Below are 20,526 nucleotides of genomic sequence, written 5' to 3' on the forward strand. Positions count from 1 at the left end.
GCACCGTTCTACATCGAGGCGTTACCAGTGATGGAAACCCATGTTCGCTCACAGGGCATAGATGGTCTCATTGGTCGAGACATGCTCTCTAAGTGCATTCTAATCAGTAACGGCCCGACCGGCATTATGACGCTTTGCTACTAGGTTAATCGCTGCCCTACACGTCGATCCGTCAGGTTTGCTCCACGGTGGAGCATATCCCATGTAGCGGATGTAGCAGGGGGTGAGGTCGGAATCTGAGATTTTTTTGATTCGGGAAACAACCGATACCGACAACTCGGTAACGCCGGTTATTACCGGGAAATACCGGCTCAGCCTGATTGAGCCCATTCGTGTCCGGTAATACTGGCGCAAGCTGCATCATCAGAGAGGGCTTTGGCCATTGACGAATTACATAGGAGGCTTGGGCAGGTCTCTGCCCATCTCTACAAACTCATTGTGAAACAGGGCCCGTATCGCTTCTTTCCTCAGTCTACAGCCGCCCTTTTCTTCGCCCAGGCGCAGCTCGCAATCTTCATCGTTGAGATGAGCAGTACGGCTTTCTTTGGTTTGAACTCTCCGAAGGGCAGTTAAGACATTCAGCACCAAGTTCTTCGCCTCCCAGCATGACACTCAAATCTTGTCGCTGCGGGCCCGATCCGAGCCAAGGTGGTGTCCAGGCTCAAGGATCTCCTTCCGTGAGTGCAAACCCGCAGCGACACGGCGGATGTAAGAGTTTCGCTTTGAGACGTAAGGGGGAAGAAAGAGGGGTTTTGCGTCAGTGTTTTGACTGTATGGTCAAAAAGCCTTTACGTAGCTGACCTTTGCGTCAACTTCTTAACAGCTGCGGTTTCCAAAGTGACGCTACGTCGCAATAAGTGCACCAATGCAGTGAAGAGAAGAAACTGCACGTTAGTTCTGTAAAGTACGAAAGAAAAGCAGACGGAAGCCGCCGCGATTGATCTAGGCCAAATGATTGCAGGATTCTGTTGCGACGGTATTGTTCGTTTCGTCATTGTCAGGCGAAAGATGTGATTTGTTCGGAAAATCCCTTGAAACGTACTTCGCTTCTTCTTGTGGTTTGCTCTGCTTTGGTCAGCCTAGCTTCCCTGAGAGCATATATTGCTCTTTTAAATGACGGTTCTGTTTCGCAAGTGGAATTGTTGAGTGAGCTAAGTTGGATATGGCCGGGAGAAGGTAGATTTGGCGGCCTATCTGGTTTGGAAATAAGTGAAGACGGAACAAAGCTGATTGCCGTGTCAGACAGGCCGATGCTGGTTTTCTCTGAGGTACAAAGACAAGGTGACTCAATTGTCGGCATTCGAAACATTGAGATTGTTCGGCCCCGGACTCCGGGCTCCATGAATTACCATGATGAAGTAAACAGTGACCTGGAAGGGCTCGCGTTGGAGAAGAGTGGTAGGCTTTGGGTCAGCACCGAAAACTACCACGATGTTGAGTATTTCAACCCCGGCGAATTCACGACAAACCATATCGAATACGAAACCGAAACCCAACCGTTCAGGTCGTTGCCCTACAACCTGGGATTAGAAGCGCTGTCACTTGACCCACAGGGCCGGGTCATTGCGATACCAGAGACTTGGCCGGGAAATTCCTTTCCTGTTTTTCGTCTTGAGAACAACGAATGGTCTGTATCAGGCGAGATTCGGAAAAGAGGTTCCTACGTGCCGGTGGGAGCTGACACCGGACCTGATGGTCATTTGTATTTGCTGGAACGACGATTTGTTTGGGGGATTGGTTTTTCAAATAGGGTGAGGCGCTTCGCATTCGCGGAAGACAGAATTGTCGAGACCGGTACTCTTCTACAGACCAAGATACGCACCCACGGCAACTTAGAGGGCATTGCAGTATGGTCCGACGCTTCAAATGCAATCAGATTGACAATGGTATCCGATGACAATTTCCGCATGTTCTTGGAGACCGAAATCGTCGAATACCGCTGGAACGAACAGCATCGCTAATTCTAGAACGAATTGAGTTGATGGAGTGAATAAATGGTGAAGTTACTGACCATTGAACAAGCCGCCAAGGTCCTCAACGTACCGAAGGGTTCGCTGCGCGCTGCGGCAGAAGAACACGGGTTTCTAATTCGCATAGGTAAGGCCGTTCGAATTGACCAGGACCAACTGGGGGACTTGGTTGAGAGGTGCAAAGTGCCGCCAATACCACGCGCACCTCAGGAAACCAGAAACCTACGCCACAGCGACGTGGAGCCCATTGTGATCCGCTATACCAAGGGTGCAGAGGGAGTCGCCAAAGAGCTCAAGAAAAAGGGACGGAAGACCTGAAGCAAGGTAGTATTTTTGACTTTGTAAATCGGCCAAGCGAAATGGTGATAGGTGACCACTTATTGACTATTTTTCAGTTAGTGCCTACTTATAACTTGCCAAGTCGCCCCACCTGTCCGAACTGTCGCCGTAGGGTGTGCGTTCCAGCCAGTCGAGTTGGATAGGAAGGTGGGGCGCAACTACTTGAACTCCCAAACATTGTGAATCTTACCGGTGCGGGCCAACATTTCACGCCATCTTTTTGCGTCTTGTTTGTCGGTGTATGACCTTGCCACAGCGCCAACACACATATCGGCAAGTTGAACCAATTCGTCTTTTCGCGAATCCTTGAAGCCCATCTTTCGGATGGCTCCTGGCGGCAACTCTCGGCGCAGATAAGCCTGTAGTTCCTGCTTAAACCGTCTGTCCCCGGATCCATCAATAACCAACGATGCGTCGGCAAGCATACCGCCGTCATGCTGGCACATCATACGGGTGAAGAAGTTGTAGAACAGACGCGGTTTGGATTTCAGATTGTGTGATCGAATGAGGCGCTTCTGAACAACCACAGTGCGGCAGACGAATGGGCAGTCAGCGACAGCCCTAAAGAAGGCGTCCCGCTTGGTTGCCTTGACCTTTGAAAATTTCCACTCGGGTCTTACGCGCTCAGAAGACGACACAGCTTTAATTGCGGCCTGAGTTTGCATAGCCGCGTCTTTTGTCTCGATAAGCACCATTGAAAGCGCAAAGTTAGGGGATGAGCCCCGCTCTAGCTTAAAGCCAGGATCGCCAGTCTCGTCTATGAATACGAGCAACTTTGTTGCCTCCTAAAGCAAAACCTGAGCTGTGGTCACCACGAGTTTCGAGGACTTTTCCCAGATCCAAACACCGCGTCGCATGTGTTTGTCCCGTCTGTCTGTCCGTCGTAGGGCAACGAGTCAGCGTACGCGTCTAGATCGATGATATCGTATAACCTGTTCGCCCCACACACTTTTACTGGAATGCCCAACGTCCGAAGTTTCGACGCGGAGACCCCGAGATAGTGGGCGGCTGCTTTCGCCTGCAGTAGGCGAGGTGGAAACTGATATGTCACCTACGGCAAGTCCCAAGCTAGAAACAATATTGAGCATCGGCTACCGAAGAGGCGGACTCAACACACGACACAATATTATCTCTCTCTGAAACCGCGTCTTCGTACTCGGAAACCAAATCTTCGTATTCTGAGAACAAGCGTTGGTAGTTTTTGCTGAGTTCCTCGGCGTCATCGCGAAGTGTGTTGTGTGCGTTGACCAAGCTGTTGTAATCGTAAACCAGCCCATCGTACTCGGTAGCTAGGTCAGTCAAACTGGATTTGCACGTGAATCCCTCATAGTCGCAAGTGTACTGGTCGAAGCAAACAGCATATTCATTGACACATTTTCCTTGGGAACTGCAAATCTTGTCCCCGTAATCCAAACAAGCAGGCTGCCCGAAGCTACAAGAAAAGCTCTGTGCAAAAGCGGTGTCGGGAAACACCAATCCAACCTTTGGTGGTAGAAAAACAACCGCGAAAAATGCGGACCGCATCATCATAGGTCACCTTTTCTGACCAGAACCACGCCCGGACCATTGGCTGTGTCTCCATTATCCAAGAACTGAATACCTTGGGCCTCTAGGGCTTTTCGCACTGCCTCTGCGTTGCTGTGCTGCATCCCGCCTTTCTCAGTCTCAAAGCGGTTGATGGTGGTGAATGAAACACCAGCAATATCCGCTAGCTCTCTGGTCCCAATTCTAAGGGCATTTCTGGCCATTCTAAGCTGCTCAGGTGTCATTGTGCAAACCTCGTATGCAAAAGCGCTAACAGGGTATTGACAATATGCGTACCCTGTATTTAAAGTTAATACACAGTATGCAAAACAGCAAGGTAAGGGTTTCCACCATGTATGACCGCCAGAACATCATGAACCGCGCATGGGCCATTATGGCAGGTCGCAAGTTTCACCGGGTTATCTGGCGCAACGCACTGTGGCAGGCATGGGACGAAGCTAAGGAAGCTGTGCGCCGCGCAAGCATGACCGAGGCGGATCATATCCGGGAAGCAATCGGCCTGCTGCAAAACAAGGATACATGGGCACAGGCAGACTATCGCAAGCATGACGAACTGGTTCTGGCCCTGCGCGTTGCGCTGGACCATGAGGCCAAGGCAAAGGATTACGCGGAAAAGCGCGACCTGATTGCCAAGGCAAAAGGCCGGCTCGTTTCCATCACCTTCACCAAGAAAGACGGGACCGCGCGCACCATGCGTGTGCAACCCGCCACCCTGCGTCAGCACGTCAAAGGCGACGCAGCAACCAAAGCGGCCCGCGCGGCCACCAAGACCCGCGCACGTCGCCACCCGCACCTTCTGCCCGTCTGGGACACTGAGGCACAGGCCCCGCGCTCTGTGAATCTCGCAACCGTGTCCCGGATCGCCGCAGACGGACACGTTCACCATTTCACTCAATAATAGGAGCCATTCATGATCGACCGTCGCACTCTTATCCAATCCGCACCGTTTGCCGCCTTGGCCGCTGGCACTGTTGTACAGGCCAAGTCGCCCGACCCTCACGCAAGGTGGATTGCAGAACACAAGTCTCTGATCCAGCGCATGTACGCACCGGATACACCGGACGTTGAAATGACTAACCCTGACTGGATTCGCAGCCAGGAACTGGAAGAACTGATTAGCGTTACACCAGCCAAGACGCCTGAGGGTGCCGCCGCGCAGTTGGAGTTCGCGCTTAGCGAGGAGGCAAACTTTGACCTCACTGGCGGTGTTTTCAAGGACTTGGACTCTCAAGTCCTGAACAACGTTCTGACCACACTTCAATCTTTGGCTTGAGAGGGTAACAAATGACCAACATTCACCGCCGCACATTGCTGAAATCGAGCATCCCCGTTCTCTCAGGGGCAATCGCAACCGGAGCTATTGCCAGTGAGCTTACTGGTAAAGAAACCGAAATTCAGGGCCTCTATGTCAATTGGGAGAAGTTCGGCAATCGATATGGCAACCTGATTAGCGAAAGCGACGCCTTGTTTGCCCGCCTGACTGCCGAGGGCAACCCGGATGCCGAGGCATTGACTGATGAGCACTATTCTCAGTTTGTCGATCCTGCCTGCGATGAATTCCTAAGGGTTGAGGTCCGAATAATGAGAACCCCGGCGCAGGACTTCAAAGACCTTGCCATTAAGGCGCGGATCTCGGCGCGGGTAGATGGCGCGATTGATGATGAATATAACAGGCTGATCCGGGACGACGCGGAACGGCTGCTGGGCAAAGTGGATATCTAGACAGTCCCTGCCGCCCCCCCCTGCTGAGAGACCGCCCCTTGAACCGGGCGGTTTCTTTGCGTTTGCCCGTTCACAATTACACTCACGCCCTATGGAGGCTCGGGATTGTTTGCCATTGGCGCGGATGCAAATCGGATCGACGGGTTTGAGACCTGCTTTAAGTTTGACGGGGCTGGCGTGTTTGCATTCGGCAAACCCGACACAATGTCGGATATCAACAACTGTCGCAAATTGCGACACTTTCAAATCCGTATCGCGGTGCGGTTATCACCATTCGGACTTTCTGCCGGTTGTCGGTTGAGGGGTTTGTTGTAACCCGCTGGGTTACAACGCTCGGCCCGGCTGATTTCTAACGATGAGATTTGGGCGCTGGACGGTTTCAACGCCGGGTGGAGAAAATCAGGCGCTTTGTCCCCCATATGTCCCCCAGAGCGGAGAAACGGCACAGGACGAGCGGCGGAATATCAACGTAAGTTATTGATTTTAAAGTGGTGCCCCCACACGGACTCGAACCGCGGACCTACTGATTACAAAGAACTCACTTGGTCATCGGGCTTCGCCGGAATACGCCATAAAAATAAGGTAAAGCACCGCTCTGCAACGAAAAACAAGTGGTCAACCTATGGTTGTATACCGTAGTATGCCGTTGTTGAATGTTGCAGAGGATGTTGTAGAGCAATGCCCAATCATAAACTTACCACCCGCCCGGAAGTCGCAAAGATCAAACCGACCCCTGGCAAGACAACCATGTACTCCGACCTCACGGTCAAATCCGACCCCGATGCCCGCGGCATCCGGCTTGCTGTCGGTGCCACGACCAAGACGTGGATCCTGTCAAAGCGTATCAACGGCAAGGTTCGTTCTATCACACTTGGCTCGTGGCCTGATCTGCCGACGGTGTTTGCCGCTCGTGACAAGGCGAAGGAAAAGATGGCGGAAGTCACGACCCGCACAGACGCCACATCGACAGGCATTCACACTCTAGGTGATGCGTTGGACTCCCACATCAAACGCTCCAATGCCTCGGAAAGAACAAAAGGTGAATATAGGGCGCAGGTGCGCAACAACATGGCCGAGTTGTTCAAGATGAAGATCGAAGACATTACGCTCGACCATCTCGAAGAGGTTGTGATGCGCCACAAAGGCACTGCGACGCGCAAACATCTTGCCCAGATCATCCGGACATCATTCAAACGAGCGGCTGCGGTTCGCCGCTGTTTCAATGTCGCGGATGATCTTAAAGTCGATACCAAGACCTATCAGCTTGACAACACTGTCAAGTTTGACCCAGATGAGCGATGGCCCGCACTTGACTTGATCGAGGAGAAACGGACCTCAAATCAGATCATCGCTGCGGCTTTCGAATTGATGCTGTTCACGGGCCTCCGAGCCGGAAACGTGATCTCGCTCCGCTGGGAAGATGTTGATCTCGAAGCCGGCAAATTAAGGGTAGCGCGATTGAAAAATGGGCGCTTGGGTGTATTCCCCTTGGCCGACCGCGTTGTCGCCTTGCTTGAGGCGCTGCCGAAGCACAGCGAATGGGTCTTCCCGCAGCATGACATAGAGAAACACATCTACCACCCAGAACGCCTCTCCAATGCCCACAACATTCTCCGCCCACATGATTGCCGCCGCCTGTTCACAACTGCTGCACGGCGCGCGGACCTGCCCGCCTATATCATCGACCAGTTGCGCGGTGATGTAGAGAAAGGTGTTCAGGGTATCTATGATCAGGGGTCGGCATCGCATCGACACGCCAACGCCATCGCGAAACAAATTGAGGTGGAATGCGGGGCAGTACCTCTTTCGAATGTTGTCCAGATCGGTGGCAGGCGATAACGTCGCCGCGTGTCGGCGCCGGTGTTTGGCAGAATCCTCCGGCATGACCTTATTGCGATCCATCGGGGCTGGTGCCGGATCGCATGAGGGCACTCACCAGCACCATCAACGGGCCCGTGTCTTATTCGAACGTGAGATTGGAGCCGATGATGGAAGACCTCACACATGAAATCCGTGCGCTGCGCGAAGAAGTACGAACCTTGCAGGTCAAGCAGACTCTGCCTGACCTCATGACGCCTGCGCAATGTGCCGAATACCTAAACCGTTCCGAGGAAGTGCTCTACCTCTGGCGCAAAGAGCGCAACGCCGGACAGGAAAGCGGCCCGCCGTTCCTGCACATTTCCAGCCGGACAATTTTGTATGATCGGGAGGACGTTCTCGCGTGGGCGCGTTCTCACCGCGTGAACTAAAAAGAGGGACGAAGCCGCTAATACCTCGTCCCTCAGTCGTTTCCACCAAAGCAAGCAAACCCATCGCTTCTACAACTCGCTTATAAGACACGCTTTGATGGAAACCGACCGGAAAACAAGGTAATAGCGTCTGCGTGAGAGAAGCAGATGCACATACATATAGCGACCAGCACAGGGCCTGAACTGCGAAAGGTTTGGCGGAACGGCGAGAAAGGCCCAGAGCAAGACGAACGTGCCGAAGGCTTTCGGTACGCCAAGCAGTTTGTCTACGAGCGCCATTCCTTTGACGATCTGGCGGGCCTTCGAGACCTGTTGAACCGGCTCGCAGATGTTCCTACGGCGTCGCTGGTTCTTGGCGAACCATTGATCGAACACGGCGGTCGCACCGGCCTCGATTTTGCGGACAATGCTACCAGCCTATGCGTCGTCGATCTCGACTCCTTAGAATACGATGGGACCGCTGAGGAAGCCGTCCGCTTTGCCCTGCCGTTCCTGCGCAATCGGCAGTTCGTTTATGCCTTCTCACCGTCGTCAGGCTTCAAGCCGGGGCATCGACTGCGTGTTGCCTTCGAAGTCGAGCCGATGGACCTGACCGAGCAACAAATCCATGCGGAACACTGGAACGCGGAACTTTCGCAGCGGATCGGGGCCGACCGGAAACTAATCGACTACGGCATCTATAAACCGGGCGGTTTCGTCTTTACGGCCAGACCCGCGCTGCGTGGTCTCGACGATCCACACCCCGTTCGCGCTTTCCTCGTTGACGGTATCGCTGGCCCCGTTGGTGTCCCGAAACTGCCTGACATGATCGAAGTCGAAGTGGCACCTGCTGTAGCACTCGGTCAAATGCCAACGCTGCGCTGGGATGCAAGTAATCGCCACGACTCTGTTCTGAAATTCATGATCGCTTATCGCACCGCGTTCCCGGACAGCGTGTTCATCGAATGCTGGACGTCTTTGTCTGCGGAATATGAGCGTCTCGGTGTCCGAGCGGCGGACAGGCACGAGTTTGGTGAGCAGTATATCAAGAGCCGGTTCCACAATATTCGCGGGGCGCGGCGAAAGCGGAAAGCGTTTCCCACGACGAGGCAAGAAATTCCTCTGGAACGAGCCAGCCAAACGCTCAGCAACGAGATCAAGGCTTTTGTTCAGGCCCGCGAACCGGGTGTGAAAGTGATTGAGGCCGAGGCCGGTCTCGGCAAGACGCACTGGGCGCTGCACTGGCTTGGTGTAGAAACCCGGTATGAGGCGGACACCAACGGAGTGTTCTTCACCGACCTCTATGTGCCCAACCATAACCTATCGTCACAGATCGAAGCAGACGCCCGCTCGCACGGCATGACTGCCTACACGGAGCTTGGTCGCGGCCAAGAACTGAACGGGCGGCCAGTCTGCACTAAGCATGAAGCCATTTCAAAGGTACAAGGCATCGTCAAGGAGACCCGTCAAATCTTTTGCGGGAACGAAATGGCGCAGTGTGTGGATCGACCTAGCTGCATCTGGTGGGATCAACTGGACAAGTCGCTGACCCACGATCTTCGCATCCGCACCCATGCCCACCTTCCGTTGCAGATTGCCAAAGAACACGGGCGAAGCCGCGTTCCGAACTTCGTTGTTATCGACGAGAACTTTCTCGGCGCATTGATCAAGCAGGGGTATGTCGACGTCAAAGACTTATGCGATGTGATGCGGCACGACATGGGAGAATGGCTGCTCAAGCTGGCTCAGGTCATCAAGGCGGGCATGACCCTTGACCGACTACGCGAGGCTGGTTTCACGGTCGAGGTCTGCAAGGAGTTGATCAAGGCCGAGACGGCCCTTGCGCCGGACGTGGAAATCACGCCGGACATGTCCGTGGCCGAAGCCTTGAAGGCAGCAGGCGACTATGACGGCCTTTGGCATCGCTATGCTTCGTTCTGGCGTCGTCTGCGCGATGCGCTTGAGGCTGGTTCGCTCAATCGGCTCCGTGTCACACCGAATAAGAAGGGCATCTACCTCAACTGGCGGCAGAAGATTGCTGGCATCCCGTGGGACGACGAGACAGACAGCCCGCGCGTGCCAGTCTTAGTCCTATCGGCCACCATCAAACGCTCGATGGTTGAAGCCGTTCTGCCAGTGGACGAATGGGTGTCCATCGAAGTCGAGAAGCACCCAGACGCGAAGGTGACGCAAATCCCCATCAACGCCTCGAAGAAATCTTTGCTCTACGGCACGGGCGACCGGGTCGAGGAATGGGACGAGACGGACAAGAAGGAAAAGGCGCGGGCCGAGCAGTTTCGTTCAGATGTGGCGCGTGTGTCCGAAGGGCGGCATCTATTTTCCTATAAGGCGCTTATTGACGAGAACATGATGCTCGCGGGCTGGTTCAATGCCGTTGAGGGGCTGAATGATTGGGCCGGTGGCAAGATCGACATTGTTGGTCGGCCACTTCCAGCGCCGCAGGATGTTGAGGACATGGCACGCGCTATCCATCAGGACGGCGATCCTATTGTTCCAGTAGCGCAGTGGTATCCCAAGCGCCCGATTGCGATGGTCGGGGGCGCTGGCATGGCTTGGTGCGAACGTCATACCGATGCGAGAGTTGAGGATGTGCGCTGGGTCGTTTGCGAAGGCGCGATGATGCAGGCAGCGGCGCGGGCGCGGCATGTGCGGCAAGGCTGCGAGATCAGGCTGTTCACCAACATGGTGCTGCCCGTGAAGGTGGACGAGGTGCAGCGGTTCGACGATCTGCTGCCAGAGGAACTGGAGTATGCCCGTGCGCCAGTGCGCGTTCAGTCGGCACGGCTCGCTCAGATGTTGTTCCGCAAGTTTGAGGGCATGTCTGGGCCGGGTATCAAAGGTGCTGTCGGTGATCTATTCGGCTGGGCGATGGAGCGGCAGGCTGAGTTTATTGAGGTGCGTTTGAAGGGATCGAAACAGTGGTCCCGTGTCTGGCTCGCAGAGGGTGGTTGGCGGTATCTTTGTGATCGTGTCGAGATCGTCGATTGGCGCGATGCGAAGCGCCGCGAGGATGACAATGGGCCGAGGTTCGACGCAATGGCCGAAGTATCGCGGCACATGGCGGAAGTGCTGGCGATGCGGGAGGCGTTGGAGCGTGAACCTTGGCTGGATGAAGACGGCGCGATGTTGCAGGGCGAGGTCACAACGGCTGCGGGCTGGGAGTTCGATCTGGGCGCGTTGGCGGCAGATATGATGCCAGCAGCATGGCCGTGGCGCAGTGCGCAACACGTCAGGGAGTGAGGGCCGATTTAAACTGCAACTCGTCTTAATAGTATGTGTCTCTATTAACGGCAGTTGCAGTTTAACTTGCCGCCTGCGATGCCGCGATACGGATGCGCTGCACTGTCACTCGGAGCGACCTATCCGTTATATGTCAACAATGCTGACATACTTTGCGCCTGACCAATTGATTGACGATCAAATCCACTGGTGAATTGCCGTGGTACATCAAGCGGTTGGTCAGGCTCTGCAACATCGCTGCAACATCCAGTTGCGACCGAGTCGCAGATACACATCGGCACCTTTTGGAACCCCCTGCTGCTGACGTGGAAACCCGCCCCCACACCCGGAAATATCTGAGAAAAGCCACTAGGCCCTAGAAACGATCTCCCCCGCATCTGGATCTGTTGAGTTGTCTTTAATATGCTGTGCGACGAGGGAACGATTGGCAGCGGTTAAACTGGACCATCGTGCATCCCACACCTTATATGCGTGCCAAGAATACCCTAGCACCATACCCTTGCTCATTTTCTCCATAGAAAACTTAACTGCATCCAAGTAGATTTTTTCGAGTGAAGTACCTCGCACGTCGAGTAGACTGCCCAGATAAGTCAGCCATGATGCAAGTTGAACGTACTGTGGCCAAGCCCCTGTCTTGCTCGTCAATTCCATTTTCTTGGCAATGATGTCAGCGAATGTGTCTACCACAGCCTCCTCTTCAAGGCTGACGCCGATTGCGCCAATTGCGGAAACTATTTGGTAGAACGAGCTTTCCGCCTGTAAATAATTGTCCTTAAAGTGATACTTGTCGAACAACACCTTGTTGATGTTTTTAACAGACTTTTCCAAGCATTCTTCAGCTTCTTCTATTTTAGCGTTTGTCTCAGCAAAGAACTCTTCAACTTCTGTTTCCTGTATCACTCGAATTCCGTAGCAGTTCGAATAGTAATCAATAATCCGCTGATCCACGGCACTTCTAGACACCAAGAAGATACTATTGCTGACAATGTGAGAGCGAACAAAGCCCCGGTAGTCACTCAATATTGTCTTCAAGTTTGTATCTCCGAGAGAATACCCGAGGATAACCACTGTGTTTTCGTGTAAAACAGTGCTGAGTTTTCTCGAAAAATATGAATCGGAGTTCATGAAGGTAAAATAGTCATCCGCGGTAACCACCATACGTCTCGGAACATCTATAGAACCGTGGACATGAAATGATTTGACCCGGCTGTTTGATCGAGGGACCGGACGCCCGGGTGAAAGGGATTGGCAGTCTGACGCTGCCAAAGCTTCGGCCAGTTTGTCATAGTTGGTGGTTACAATTCTGTATGACCTCTCCTTGAAGAATTTTTCCGTCTCAGGGAGGGAGCCGGATAGATCAATTCCACCGATCAAATCAGCGATCTCGTCATGAATTGATTTACCTGCCTTGGAAAGCTCTATCTCAATGACCTGCGCGGCTTCGTCTAGCTGCAACGAAGGCTTCCCGTCGCTAGGAAATAAGGCCTCTTTGAAACCTTTGTTGTCCACATGCATGTCACAAATCGCCTCAAGAAGTTCCTGCCATCCTGGGGCATTGTTCTCACTGAGAGCCTTCGAAAAACCTGTTCCTGTAAAAAGGCATAGACGCTTGGCAGCAGCGGCGTATGCAATCTCAAAATATTCACTCAACTCAACGCTCTTTCTCTTTTTGCTTCTGTAGGCGCAATTCTGGTAGGTCTGGCGAAAGGGTGCAACACCCGATCTGCTCTTAGTTGAACGCGCGGCATCGGCACAAAACAAAGCACCTGATTTTTCCAGCTCAAACAATGACCTGCACCTTAAACTCAAGTTGAGCGCCCCGGTGGCATACGTCCAGTATTGCATTGCGCGTCCCGGCTCATCTGAACGGCTATCCGCGCGCGCACTTCCTTTCGGATGGCCGTTCACCAACTACGAAAGCAACACCCATGTCCATCACGTGTCTCTCGAACGGCGAAGACGCCTGCTCTATTGAACTAAGGACCATTTCGTCCTCAACCATCTTTCCTATTCCGATCTCAAAGCTGGCGCTGCAAGCCGCCCTCCGCGACCTACTGCTCGATCCCGAAAAACAGGATATGACTGCCGGAGCCGTCATGATTGATCGCTACCGCGATGGGTTACGCATCCATGCAAGCGGCGGGCGTTTCGAATTGCCGTTTCTTCACCTGTTCCGGCTTGTCATGGAGGCCCCAGCATGACCCGCGCTCGCTGGGACCAACTGCAAGCTCAGTATCACCTCATTCGAGATTGCTTGAGCGGTGAAGACAGCGTCAAAGCTCAGGGGCAACTGTATGTGCCGAAACCTGACGGTATGACGACGCAGAATTTCACTCATTACCTCGACCGCGCCTGCTTCTATGGCGCACCGGAAATGACGCTCCGCGCCCTTGTCGGTCTCGCCCTGCGCAAAGACCCGGTAATCAACCTGCCGCCGCGTCTTGAGATGATGCGTTTGAACGCGACATACGAGAATGCGCCCATGCAGGTTCTGATTGAGGATATGGTCCGCGAGGTCGCGGCAATGGGCCGTTTCGGCGTCCTGCTCGACTTCCCGGTTGATGGTGCGACGGTTAATTCCGTACCGCATATCTCTACATTCCGTGCAGAAAACATTGAGGATTTTGAAACCGCATTTGTCGGGGGCCGGAAGGTACTGACGCGCGTACATCTGGCCTCCGATGAAGATTGGGACGGGGCAGACGTTACATATGAGTTGATCCTAGAGGCGGGTGTCTATCAATTCCGGCGCTTCGTCCGCGACCAACATCAAAACCGCGTCGATATAGGTGAGAACCTAATTCCTACCGTTAACGGCAAGCCGCTCGACTATATCCCGTTCATCATGGTCAGCCACGAGGGACTGCGCCCGGAGCATGTCACACCGCCGTTCCTGTCCTTGTGCAAGGTGGCAATCTCCCATTTCAAGAACAGTGCAGATCGAGAACACGCGATCTTCCTGACGGCCAGCCCTACGCCGTGGGTGGCGGGTTCTGTCCCGGCGAACAAAGTGCCAACGCAGATCGGTGCTGGGGCTGTCTGGACCCTGCCGGAAGGCACAGAAGTCGGTATGCTGGAATTCGCAGGCTCCGGCGTTGCGGCCATGAAAGAGATCATGGAGGAGAAATCGGAAACGATGATATCCCTTGGCGCACGGATGCTGTCTTCGACCGTCAACCGGAACGAGACTATCGACACAGCAACCCAGCGCACCCGGTCAGAGCTTGCGCTCCTGCATGGAGTGGTTGTCTCGGTCGAGGCCGGTCTCAACCGCCTTCTGCGCCTTGCTGCTGAATGGGTTGGCGACAATCCCGACGAGGCATCCGTCACCTTGTCACGCGACTTCATCGAGTCGTCGATGGAACCGAAGATGATCGAACAGCAGATGAAACTCTATCTGTCGGGCGTTATCAGTCGAGCTTCCCTGCACGAGAACCTGCAAAAGGGCGAAATTGTCCGCAGTGACCGATCTTGGGAAGATGAAAGGGACATGATCGAGGAAGAAGGCGGTGATCTGTCGGACATCATCCCGACAAGTAGCCCCGCATGATGAAAACGACGACGAAGGACGTCGAGTCGTCAGCCCACGATATGTGGCGGGCGTGCATTGCGCGCTCGCTGCAGGACTTGTTCGGCTCGTGCAACCTCACATCGCACAAGGACGAGGCGTATGTCGTGCGCGATGATGCCTTGCGCTTTCTTACGGCCACGTCGGGCGGATGGTATCGGTCGCGGGTCGATATATGCACTATGGCCGACCTCAATCCCGACATCCTCAGACAGCAGGTTGTTGCGATCCTTGAGGGGGCGGCTCCTCCTGACCTCGACGGTCGCATATCCCTAGATCATGTCCACGTCGCGCGCGAATTTTGGGCACGGTTGAAGGATGAGGAAGAACGGGCGGCGAAAGCGCGTGTTGACCGTGCGAACAAGCCCAAGATCGAACAGAGAAAGCCGAAGCGGTCATTTATCAGAATGAAGTACGCCGACCTTCGCAAAGCCGTGTTTGCCCTTCTGCGTGACACCCCCAATCTGAAATTCACGCAGATACTCGGTCACTGGGACGGTGACATTTCAGAACACGGCGTGCGCAATGTCCTGAATATCGGGATCGAAAAGGGCGAGATCGTTCGAACACCTGATTTTACTTATCATCTTTCAACTCCACCTGCTTCTTCGGTTGAGCGGCAACCGGAAGACGACCGATTGTGTGCGTAAGGGTGAGGCCCTCCTATTTGTTTGACGACATTGGGGTGGGTTTCGGCTCACCCCTTCGTCATTTCAGATAGGAGGAACACACCGTGTCCGACGATAAGACCACGAACACAAACGACGCCCAAGCAGAGGCGTTGATTGCCGCTCTCGCACCGAAGATTGCCGAAGCAATCATCCCCAAGCTGGCCGAACAGGTCGAAACCCAGATCAAGGGTGTTGTCGCGAAAAACGACGAACTGCTCGACAAGCTGCACAACATAAAAAAAGACGCGGAGATCGAGGAGAGCGGTCGCAAGCTCGAAAGCCTGTCCGCAGCGGCGGCTAAATTGATCTCGAACGGCGACACGACCCCCAAGCCTATGACGTTTGAGCGTTCCGCACCCGTCCAAATTTCGCGCGCCGACGCGCGGGACGTGCAGAAATATCGGGCTGCGAAAGCTGAGGCCGAGAAGCAAGGTGTCGATCTTGAGATTGTGGCTGGCCAATGAACACCTATCGCACCGACCCGTTTAAACGCATCGCCCGTCAGGTGGTGGCGGAGGCAATACTTGGCTTACGTGGTGTTGACGCATCACGCATCCATGTGGATGAGCGGCATGTCGTCTATGTCGATCATAACCAAATTTCGGAAAGAGAGCGGTCGCGGGTTGTCTTGCTGTCGCTCGTGTTCCTGTCGTGGGTTTCGGACAAATATGATTGCCCCGCTGAGAAGGCGGTGGACAACCCGATTTATGCTGCGGACATGCGGTGGTTGATTAAGCATTTCGGGGGTGCAGGTGGCACCATCGGGCACCTGCTAACTGACTTCCTCGAACGCATCCAACCGCTCTGGGATAAGGGCGCAAGGGTATGAACTATGACCGCATCAGAGAGGCCTTGCCCGTGGAATCGGGCAATGGCCGCAGGTCTACCATCCGCGCCCGCTCTGATGTGGTCGAGGTGGTCATCGACTGCGTTCTACGCCGCCGCCAATTCAAGGAAATCGCGCAAAGGTGCTGCGTCGATCTTGAAAGCCTGACTCGGTTCCGCAAGCGGTTCATCACGCCGGAGGTCGAGAAGATCGTTCTCGTCGAGGCGAACAAGCTCGACGCAGATGCGCTCGACCAGGAAGTGAACGCCGCGCAAGACAAGATCGAAGGCGGCATTGAGGGTATCCTCAAGGAGCAGAAGCGTCTCTATCGCACCCTGAACGGCATGGTTGAAGGTGGCAGCGACAATCTGATGGACGTGCTAGCCCCGATGATGCAGTTGCTGAGGGACCAGAACAAGAGCTATGAGAACCTGCTCAAGGTCTATTCGAACCTGCGCGACAAGACGACTGTGGTGCTGGGTCTGAACGAACACCCGGACGTTCAGAAACTGATGGATGTGCTGTGGGTGGTGTTCCAAGCGCACCCGGAGGCATTCGAGACCTTCCGGCAGGTGGTTCAAAACCGGCGGATTCCGCTCGATGTCGAATGATCTGGGCCTTTTCCTCCGCACGCTGCACGAGCGGGTAAAGCCGGAACTCCTGCTTGAGCGAGTTGTTGGTGGCCCGCCTGACGATTGGCAGCGTACGCTGATGAACTCCACCTCGGACATCATCATGGTGCTGGCATCGCGCCGTATCGGGAAATCGACAACCGTGGGCGTCATGGCCGGACAGGAACTGTCCAAACCCGAGCATCAAGTAATTATCCTTTCGAAGACACTGGCGCAGTCCCAGCTTCTATTTTCCAAGATCGCCTACACTTGGGAAAAGATGGCGCTGCCGATTGAAGTCAAGCGCCGCACAATGACCGAATTGCACCTCAAAAACGGCTCGTCTGTCGTCTGTGTCCCGGCAGGGCAAGACGGCGAGCAGGCCCGTGGCTACGGCGTCAAGAACGGTCTGCTGATCTATGACGAGGCCGCGTTCATCCCAGATGCTGTCTATGGCTCGACGCTCAGCATCGCAGAGGATCATGCAAAAACAATCCTAATCACCACGCCGGGGGGAAAATCCGGCAAGGCCTATGAGATGTGGAGCGACTGGGAGATGTATCCCGAAGTCGAACGCATCCGAGCCTGTTCCCTCGACATACCGCGCATGGCGAAGCTGGTCGCACGTCAGCGAAAGGTTCTGTCCAAGTTCGAGTTCGATGTTGAACACGGCCTGAACTGGATGGGCCGGGGTCAGCAGTTTTTCGACTCGGCGGCGATTGCAGCCGCCTTCACAAACACCCCGCAACTCAAACTAGGAGACCTCTATGCAGGGCTTGGTTGAAAAGGGCGAGGACTTGATCCTGCCCAACCCCGATCCGGCGGTCGAGATCGTCAAAGGCTATCGTCGCTTCCTCGTGGGCCTCGACATTGCGCAGGCGCAGGACCGCAACGCCTATTCGATCCTGCTCGACGAGCGCGTGCCTTTCTACGATGCGAACGGGCGTCAGGAACTGACCAAACGCCGCCGCGAGATTGTCCGGGCGGACCATCTACCCGCCATGTCCTACACGGATCTCGCTACCGTCACCCGTAACTTGATGATGGACCCGTCCATCGCGGGCCGCGCCTATCTTGTCGTGGACTCGTCGGGCGTGGGCCGTGCCTTCTGCGATCTGCTCGATACCAAGTCGGTCCAGCACACGCGCGTTCAGATGGTGGCCGGGGAGAATGAGACCGAGACCACAGAACGCGGGCGCACTTTCAACAATGTGGGGCGCACCCGGCTCTTGTCGGCGCTGAACTCGGCCATCCACACAGGCGACCTGTCCATCGGCAACTTCGACGCCCGCGACCTCATGCGCCAAGAGCTTGAGAGCTTTGAGGCCGATGTCGGGTCAACCGGTCGTGTGAAGATCGAAGGCGGTACGAAGTTCGGCCACGCGGACCTTGCCGTTTCGGCGGCGTTGGCCTTGTGGTTGTCCGACCATCGCAGCGTCGGCGCTTTTGTCGGCGAAAGCAAACTGCGCGGTTACTACTGATCGAGAACCCGCACGCTTCCCCGGTAAAAATCGCGCGCTGAGGCGGTTCTCGGTGATCTACGCCCACTGACGGGGGAAGCGCATTAACCCGCGTCAGCGACGCGCTGCTCAAGTGCCTCAAATCCGACATAATGGAATGGTAGCATGATGAACATGCCACTACGTCCTTTATCAGAACGAGAGCCTGAAGTTTGGAACGAGATTGTCGCGATCTGCGACGACGTTCGCACGAACGGCCAGTCTCAGGCCGAGGCGTTTAAACGGATCACTGTCAAGCACCCGATTGATCGCGGCACGTTCTCGCGTTGGGTCTCGAGCGGCTTGATCAAACCCATGAAGACGGAGCGCGAGTATCGCGACGACAACGGTATCCCACCGTGGCAAAGCAAGGGTCCTGCGATTGAACACCGCGACCCGGAATTGTGGGACACGATACTGCGAGTCGCGACCGAGGAGCACGAGACAGGCGGAACGATTACCAGCACCTACAAGCGCCTGCGCCCGCTTGGTGTTACGCGCCGCTCACTCGAGCATTGGGAAAAGACCGGAAAGATACCACGTCTCGTTATCCGGGATCATTCACGTTAGGGCGGTATTTCCTCTTTCTTAGACTGATATCTTTTGTCCACTGCTGACTCCTATTGGGCTGTAGGGTAACAAGGGGTCATGTCAGTTGATCCTAAGATTCTAGAATTATGTGATAAGGTTACGGCGAAACGTCCGCGAACTGTAATCGACCACATCTTGAAACACGGTCAGGTTACGACCGAAGAACTTCAAAACGTCTACGGTTACGATCATCCGCCTCGCGCGGCACGAGATGTTCGTGAACAGGGCGTGCCGCTCGACACGATACGTGTCACCAGTGAACGAACCGGAAGGCAGATTGGCGCATATGTTTTTGGTGATCCAGCCAAGATCAAGAAAGGGCGCATCGGAGGGAGAAAAGCCTTCTCGAAACCGTTCAAGGACAAACTGCTAGCCTATTACGACTCGCGGGAAGCGTTCACGAACGAAAAGCTCGATGGGCGCTATCTACAAATCGACCACCGCATTCCTTACGAAGTTGTAGGCGATGGTGCGCACGACGAAACCAACCCAGATGCCTATATGTTGCTTGACGCTTCGAGCCAGCGCGCAAAGTCATGGTCGTGTGAGGCGTGCGTGAACTGGAAAGACACGCAAGATGAGGGAGTGTGCCGCGCTTGTATGTGGGCCTTTCCCGAAGAATACACACACATAGCGATGAAGCAGGTCCGCCGTGCCGATGTGCAATGGCAGGATGACGAAGTTAAGGTGTTTGACGCTTTGAAGGCTCAGGCAGATGCGAACGGGACAACTGTTGCCGCTATTCTCAAATCGCTAGCGCGATCTGCTGTGGAGCGTGGATAATGCCATCTACCGGTTCAGTTAGCCCTTCCGAAACATAGAGACTCTCGATAGTTTCGGCCTTCCTGCCTGATAAAGTTGCCTGCGATGATGTACCCGCGTGCAGCAGCAATCGCGTCATTCCCAAATGATCTGGAAGCGGCGGGCCATATTCCTTGCCGCCGGTCATTCCATCGTAGGACAGCGCGAACGGGATACCGCGCGAGTTCAGGCTTGCAAGCCCTTCGATCAAAGGTTCTTGCGTCATCTGCTGATGGTATCGTTTGTCGCGACCGATTGACGTTCCAAGATATGGCGGGTCCATATAAACAAAGTCGGCCTTCGATGCATCGGAAGTTGTATCCAGCCAGTCACCTACGCGAAAATCTGTTTTACCCTTTAGCAGGGATGAAACGCCGAAAATTGCCGCCTGCATCTTTTCAGGTCGCATACCTAATCTTCGTTTGTCGACCGACTGTGTGAACCGCCCGTCGCGATTGAACCGCACCGCATTCTTCACGCACCGGCAAATCAGGTAGAGCAGATCGACGGGATTGCGATTCTCGTTGTAGCGATCACGGACTCGGTTGAAGTAACCGTAGTCACCTTCCTCCTGCCCCAGCCAGATAGTTCTATACAACTCAGATGTTTCTTCCGGCTGTTCTACTATAGCTTGCTGCAATTGAACGATAGGTTCTAGGCTATCACCCAGCACAAACTGGTCGGCCAAACCATTGTAAGCAGCAAATATCGTCATGGCTGCTGAGCCGCAGAACGGTTCGTAGAAGGTCTTTGAGTGGGGGATGTAGCACCCAATTGTGGGTGCCAGTTTCCGCTTGCTTCCTTGGTACGGGATTGGGTGAGGCAGTCGCATGAATTCTCCGTTTTTTTGTTTTTTGTAACGATGCGATCCCGCCAACGTAAAGCACAACATTA

At 54.5% G+C, this 20,526-nt stretch carries 22 protein-coding genes; 18 read left to right on the plus strand and 4 right to left on the minus strand.

Annotation, left to right across the window (positions count from 1 at the left end; translation table 11 throughout):
* Positions 1-1,031 precede the first annotated feature (1,031 nt).
* Positions 1,032-1,961, plus strand: coding sequence for an esterase-like activity of phytase family protein (locus tag AC2FNN_RS10220; RefSeq protein ID WP_496758353.1), 930 nt, complete (start codon positions 1,032-1,034; stop codon positions 1,959-1,961).
* A gap of 33 nt (positions 1,962-1,994) precedes the next feature.
* A complete protein-coding gene (locus AC2FNN_RS10225) occupies positions 1,995-2,288 on the plus strand; it encodes a helix-turn-helix domain-containing protein (RefSeq protein WP_496758355.1) in 294 nt (97 codons plus the stop codon).
* A 179-nt stretch (positions 2,289-2,467) separates the two neighbouring features.
* Here the strand turns inward: AC2FNN_RS10225 and AC2FNN_RS10230 are convergent, their stop codons facing one another.
* Together AC2FNN_RS10230 and AC2FNN_RS10235 are read right to left on the minus strand one after the other, a co-directional pair.
* Complete coding sequence (locus AC2FNN_RS10230; protein WP_496758357.1) at positions 2,468-3,082, minus strand: DUF3800 domain-containing protein; 615 nt, start codon at positions 3,080-3,082, stop codon at positions 2,468-2,470.
* A gap of 753 nt (positions 3,083-3,835) precedes the next feature.
* Entirely contained in the window at positions 3,836-4,078 is a 243-nt protein-coding gene (locus AC2FNN_RS10235; RefSeq protein ID WP_496758359.1) for a helix-turn-helix domain-containing protein, read from the minus strand.
* 107 nt (positions 4,079-4,185) lie between these two features.
* Here AC2FNN_RS10235 and AC2FNN_RS10240 point away from each other — a divergent pair, with 107 nt between their 5' ends.
* The 6 genes from AC2FNN_RS10240 (at position 4,186) to AC2FNN_RS10265 (ending at position 11,065) form a co-directional block, all read left to right on the plus strand.
* Entirely contained in the window at positions 4,186-4,752 is a 567-nt protein-coding gene (locus AC2FNN_RS10240; RefSeq protein ID WP_496758360.1) for a hypothetical protein, read from the plus strand.
* Positions 4,753-4,764: 12 nt separating this feature from the next.
* A complete protein-coding gene (locus tag AC2FNN_RS10245) occupies positions 4,765-5,127 on the plus strand; it encodes a hypothetical protein (RefSeq protein ID WP_496758362.1) in 363 nt (120 codons plus the stop codon).
* Between the two features lie 11 nt (positions 5,128-5,138).
* Positions 5,139-5,576 (plus strand): hypothetical protein, encoded by a 438-nt coding sequence (locus AC2FNN_RS10250; protein ID WP_496758363.1) that lies wholly within the window; start codon positions 5,139-5,141, stop codon positions 5,574-5,576.
* 678 nt (positions 5,577-6,254) lie between these two features.
* Positions 6,255-7,415 (plus strand): tyrosine-type recombinase/integrase, encoded by a 1,161-nt coding sequence (locus AC2FNN_RS10255; protein WP_496758364.1) that lies wholly within the window; start codon positions 6,255-6,257, stop codon positions 7,413-7,415.
* A gap of 149 nt (positions 7,416-7,564) precedes the next feature.
* Positions 7,565-7,825, plus strand: coding sequence for a helix-turn-helix transcriptional regulator (locus AC2FNN_RS10260; RefSeq protein ID WP_496758365.1), 261 nt, complete (start codon positions 7,565-7,567; stop codon positions 7,823-7,825).
* Between the two features lie 147 nt (positions 7,826-7,972).
* Complete coding sequence (locus AC2FNN_RS10265) at positions 7,973-11,065, plus strand: hypothetical protein (RefSeq protein WP_496758367.1); 3,093 nt, start codon at positions 7,973-7,975, stop codon at positions 11,063-11,065.
* A 348-nt stretch (positions 11,066-11,413) separates the two neighbouring features.
* Here AC2FNN_RS10265 and AC2FNN_RS10270 read toward each other — a convergent pair whose 3' ends face one another.
* Positions 11,414-12,853 (minus strand): SIR2 family NAD-dependent protein deacylase, encoded by a 1,440-nt coding sequence (locus AC2FNN_RS10270; RefSeq protein WP_496758369.1) that lies wholly within the window; start codon positions 12,851-12,853, stop codon positions 11,414-11,416.
* A 140-nt stretch (positions 12,854-12,993) separates the two neighbouring features.
* Between AC2FNN_RS10270 and AC2FNN_RS10275 the strand changes: the two genes are divergently transcribed.
* The 10 genes from AC2FNN_RS10275 (at position 12,994) to AC2FNN_RS10320 (ending at position 19,614) form a co-directional block, all read left to right on the plus strand.
* A complete protein-coding gene (locus AC2FNN_RS10275; RefSeq protein ID WP_496758370.1) occupies positions 12,994-13,266 on the plus strand; it encodes a hypothetical protein in 273 nt (90 codons plus the stop codon).
* The gene (locus tag AC2FNN_RS10280; RefSeq protein ID WP_496758372.1) at positions 13,263-14,615 is read left to right on the plus strand and encodes a DUF4055 domain-containing protein; all 1,353 of its coding nucleotides are present in this window, start codon (positions 13,263-13,265) and stop codon (positions 14,613-14,615) included. The genes AC2FNN_RS10275 and AC2FNN_RS10280 overlap by 4 nt, the downstream gene beginning before the upstream one ends.
* On the plus strand, positions 14,612-15,283 hold the full coding sequence (locus AC2FNN_RS10285) for a hypothetical protein (RefSeq protein WP_496758374.1): 672 nt from the start codon (positions 14,612-14,614) through the stop codon (positions 15,281-15,283). The genes AC2FNN_RS10280 and AC2FNN_RS10285 overlap by 4 nt, the downstream gene beginning before the upstream one ends.
* A gap of 83 nt (positions 15,284-15,366) precedes the next feature.
* A complete protein-coding gene (locus tag AC2FNN_RS10290; RefSeq protein WP_496758376.1) occupies positions 15,367-15,768 on the plus strand; it encodes a hypothetical protein in 402 nt (133 codons plus the stop codon).
* On the plus strand, positions 15,765-16,133 hold the full coding sequence (locus tag AC2FNN_RS10295) for a hypothetical protein (protein WP_480507507.1): 369 nt from the start codon (positions 15,765-15,767) through the stop codon (positions 16,131-16,133). Before AC2FNN_RS10290 ends, AC2FNN_RS10295 begins: the two co-directional genes overlap by 4 nt.
* On the plus strand, positions 16,130-16,741 hold the full coding sequence (locus tag AC2FNN_RS10300) for a hypothetical protein (protein ID WP_496758378.1): 612 nt from the start codon (positions 16,130-16,132) through the stop codon (positions 16,739-16,741). Before AC2FNN_RS10295 ends, AC2FNN_RS10300 begins: the two co-directional genes overlap by 4 nt.
* Entirely contained in the window at positions 16,731-17,525 is a 795-nt protein-coding gene (locus AC2FNN_RS10305) for a terminase large subunit domain-containing protein (RefSeq protein WP_496758380.1), read from the plus strand. Before AC2FNN_RS10300 ends, AC2FNN_RS10305 begins: the two co-directional genes overlap by 11 nt.
* The gene (locus AC2FNN_RS10310; protein WP_496758382.1) at positions 17,509-18,222 is read left to right on the plus strand and encodes a hypothetical protein; all 714 of its coding nucleotides are present in this window, start codon (positions 17,509-17,511) and stop codon (positions 18,220-18,222) included. Before AC2FNN_RS10305 ends, AC2FNN_RS10310 begins: the two co-directional genes overlap by 17 nt.
* A gap of 153 nt (positions 18,223-18,375) precedes the next feature.
* Positions 18,376-18,810: a hypothetical protein gene (locus AC2FNN_RS10315; RefSeq protein ID WP_496758383.1), complete on the plus strand. Its 435-nt coding sequence runs from the start codon at positions 18,376-18,378 to the stop codon at positions 18,808-18,810.
* 78 nt (positions 18,811-18,888) lie between these two features.
* Positions 18,889-19,614, plus strand: a complete 726-nt coding sequence (locus AC2FNN_RS10320) for a helix-turn-helix domain-containing protein (protein ID WP_496758384.1) — start codon at positions 18,889-18,891, stop codon at positions 19,612-19,614.
* Here the strand turns inward: AC2FNN_RS10320 and AC2FNN_RS10325 are convergent.
* Positions 19,577-20,464, minus strand: a complete 888-nt coding sequence (locus AC2FNN_RS10325; RefSeq protein WP_496758386.1) for a DNA adenine methylase — start codon at positions 20,462-20,464, stop codon at positions 19,577-19,579. The genes AC2FNN_RS10320 and AC2FNN_RS10325 overlap by 38 nt on opposite strands.
* Between the last annotated feature and the right edge of the window lie 62 nt (positions 20,465-20,526).

Source organism: Ruegeria sp. BHSA118, from assembly GCF_059613405.1.

Bases quoted from the DNA above. Each gene is read 5' to 3' on its own strand.
- AC2FNN_RS10225 (WP_496758355.1), top strand. From the start codon at position 1,995: ATGGTGAAGTTACTGACCATTGAACAAGCCGCCAAGGTCCTCAACGTA.
- AC2FNN_RS10265 (WP_496758367.1), top strand. From the start codon at position 7,973: ATGCACATACATATAGCGACCAGCACAGGGCCTGAACTGCGAAAGGTT.
- AC2FNN_RS10310 (WP_496758382.1), top strand. From the start codon at position 17,509: ATGCAGGGCTTGGTTGAAAAGGGCGAGGACTTGATCCTGCCCAACCCC.
- AC2FNN_RS10240 (WP_496758360.1), top strand. From the start codon at position 4,186: ATGTATGACCGCCAGAACATCATGAACCGCGCATGGGCCATTATGGCA.
- AC2FNN_RS10285 (WP_496758374.1), top strand. From the start codon at position 14,612: ATGATGAAAACGACGACGAAGGACGTCGAGTCGTCAGCCCACGATATG.
- AC2FNN_RS10320 (WP_496758384.1), top strand. From the start codon at position 18,889: ATGTCAGTTGATCCTAAGATTCTAGAATTATGTGATAAGGTTACGGCG.
- AC2FNN_RS10300 (WP_496758378.1), top strand. From the start codon at position 16,130: ATGAACTATGACCGCATCAGAGAGGCCTTGCCCGTGGAATCGGGCAAT.
- AC2FNN_RS10280 (WP_496758372.1), top strand. From the start codon at position 13,263: ATGACCCGCGCTCGCTGGGACCAACTGCAAGCTCAGTATCACCTCATT.
- AC2FNN_RS10255 (WP_496758364.1), top strand. From the start codon at position 6,255: ATGCCCAATCATAAACTTACCACCCGCCCGGAAGTCGCAAAGATCAAA.
- AC2FNN_RS10315 (WP_496758383.1), top strand. From the start codon at position 18,376: ATGCCACTACGTCCTTTATCAGAACGAGAGCCTGAAGTTTGGAACGAG.
- AC2FNN_RS10245 (WP_496758362.1), top strand. From the start codon at position 4,765: ATGATCGACCGTCGCACTCTTATCCAATCCGCACCGTTTGCCGCCTTG.
- AC2FNN_RS10305 (WP_496758380.1), top strand. From the start codon at position 16,731: ATGTCGAATGATCTGGGCCTTTTCCTCCGCACGCTGCACGAGCGGGTA.
- AC2FNN_RS10250 (WP_496758363.1), top strand. From the start codon at position 5,139: ATGACCAACATTCACCGCCGCACATTGCTGAAATCGAGCATCCCCGTT.
- AC2FNN_RS10235 (WP_496758359.1), bottom strand. From the start codon at position 4,078: ATGACACCTGAGCAGCTTAGAATGGCCAGAAATGCCCTTAGAATTGGG.
- AC2FNN_RS10260 (WP_496758365.1), top strand. From the start codon at position 7,565: ATGGAAGACCTCACACATGAAATCCGTGCGCTGCGCGAAGAAGTACGA.
- AC2FNN_RS10295 (WP_480507507.1), top strand. From the start codon at position 15,765: ATGAACACCTATCGCACCGACCCGTTTAAACGCATCGCCCGTCAGGTG.
- AC2FNN_RS10325 (WP_496758386.1), bottom strand. From the start codon at position 20,464: ATGCGACTGCCTCACCCAATCCCGTACCAAGGAAGCAAGCGGAAACTG.
- AC2FNN_RS10275 (WP_496758370.1), top strand. From the start codon at position 12,994: ATGTCCATCACGTGTCTCTCGAACGGCGAAGACGCCTGCTCTATTGAA.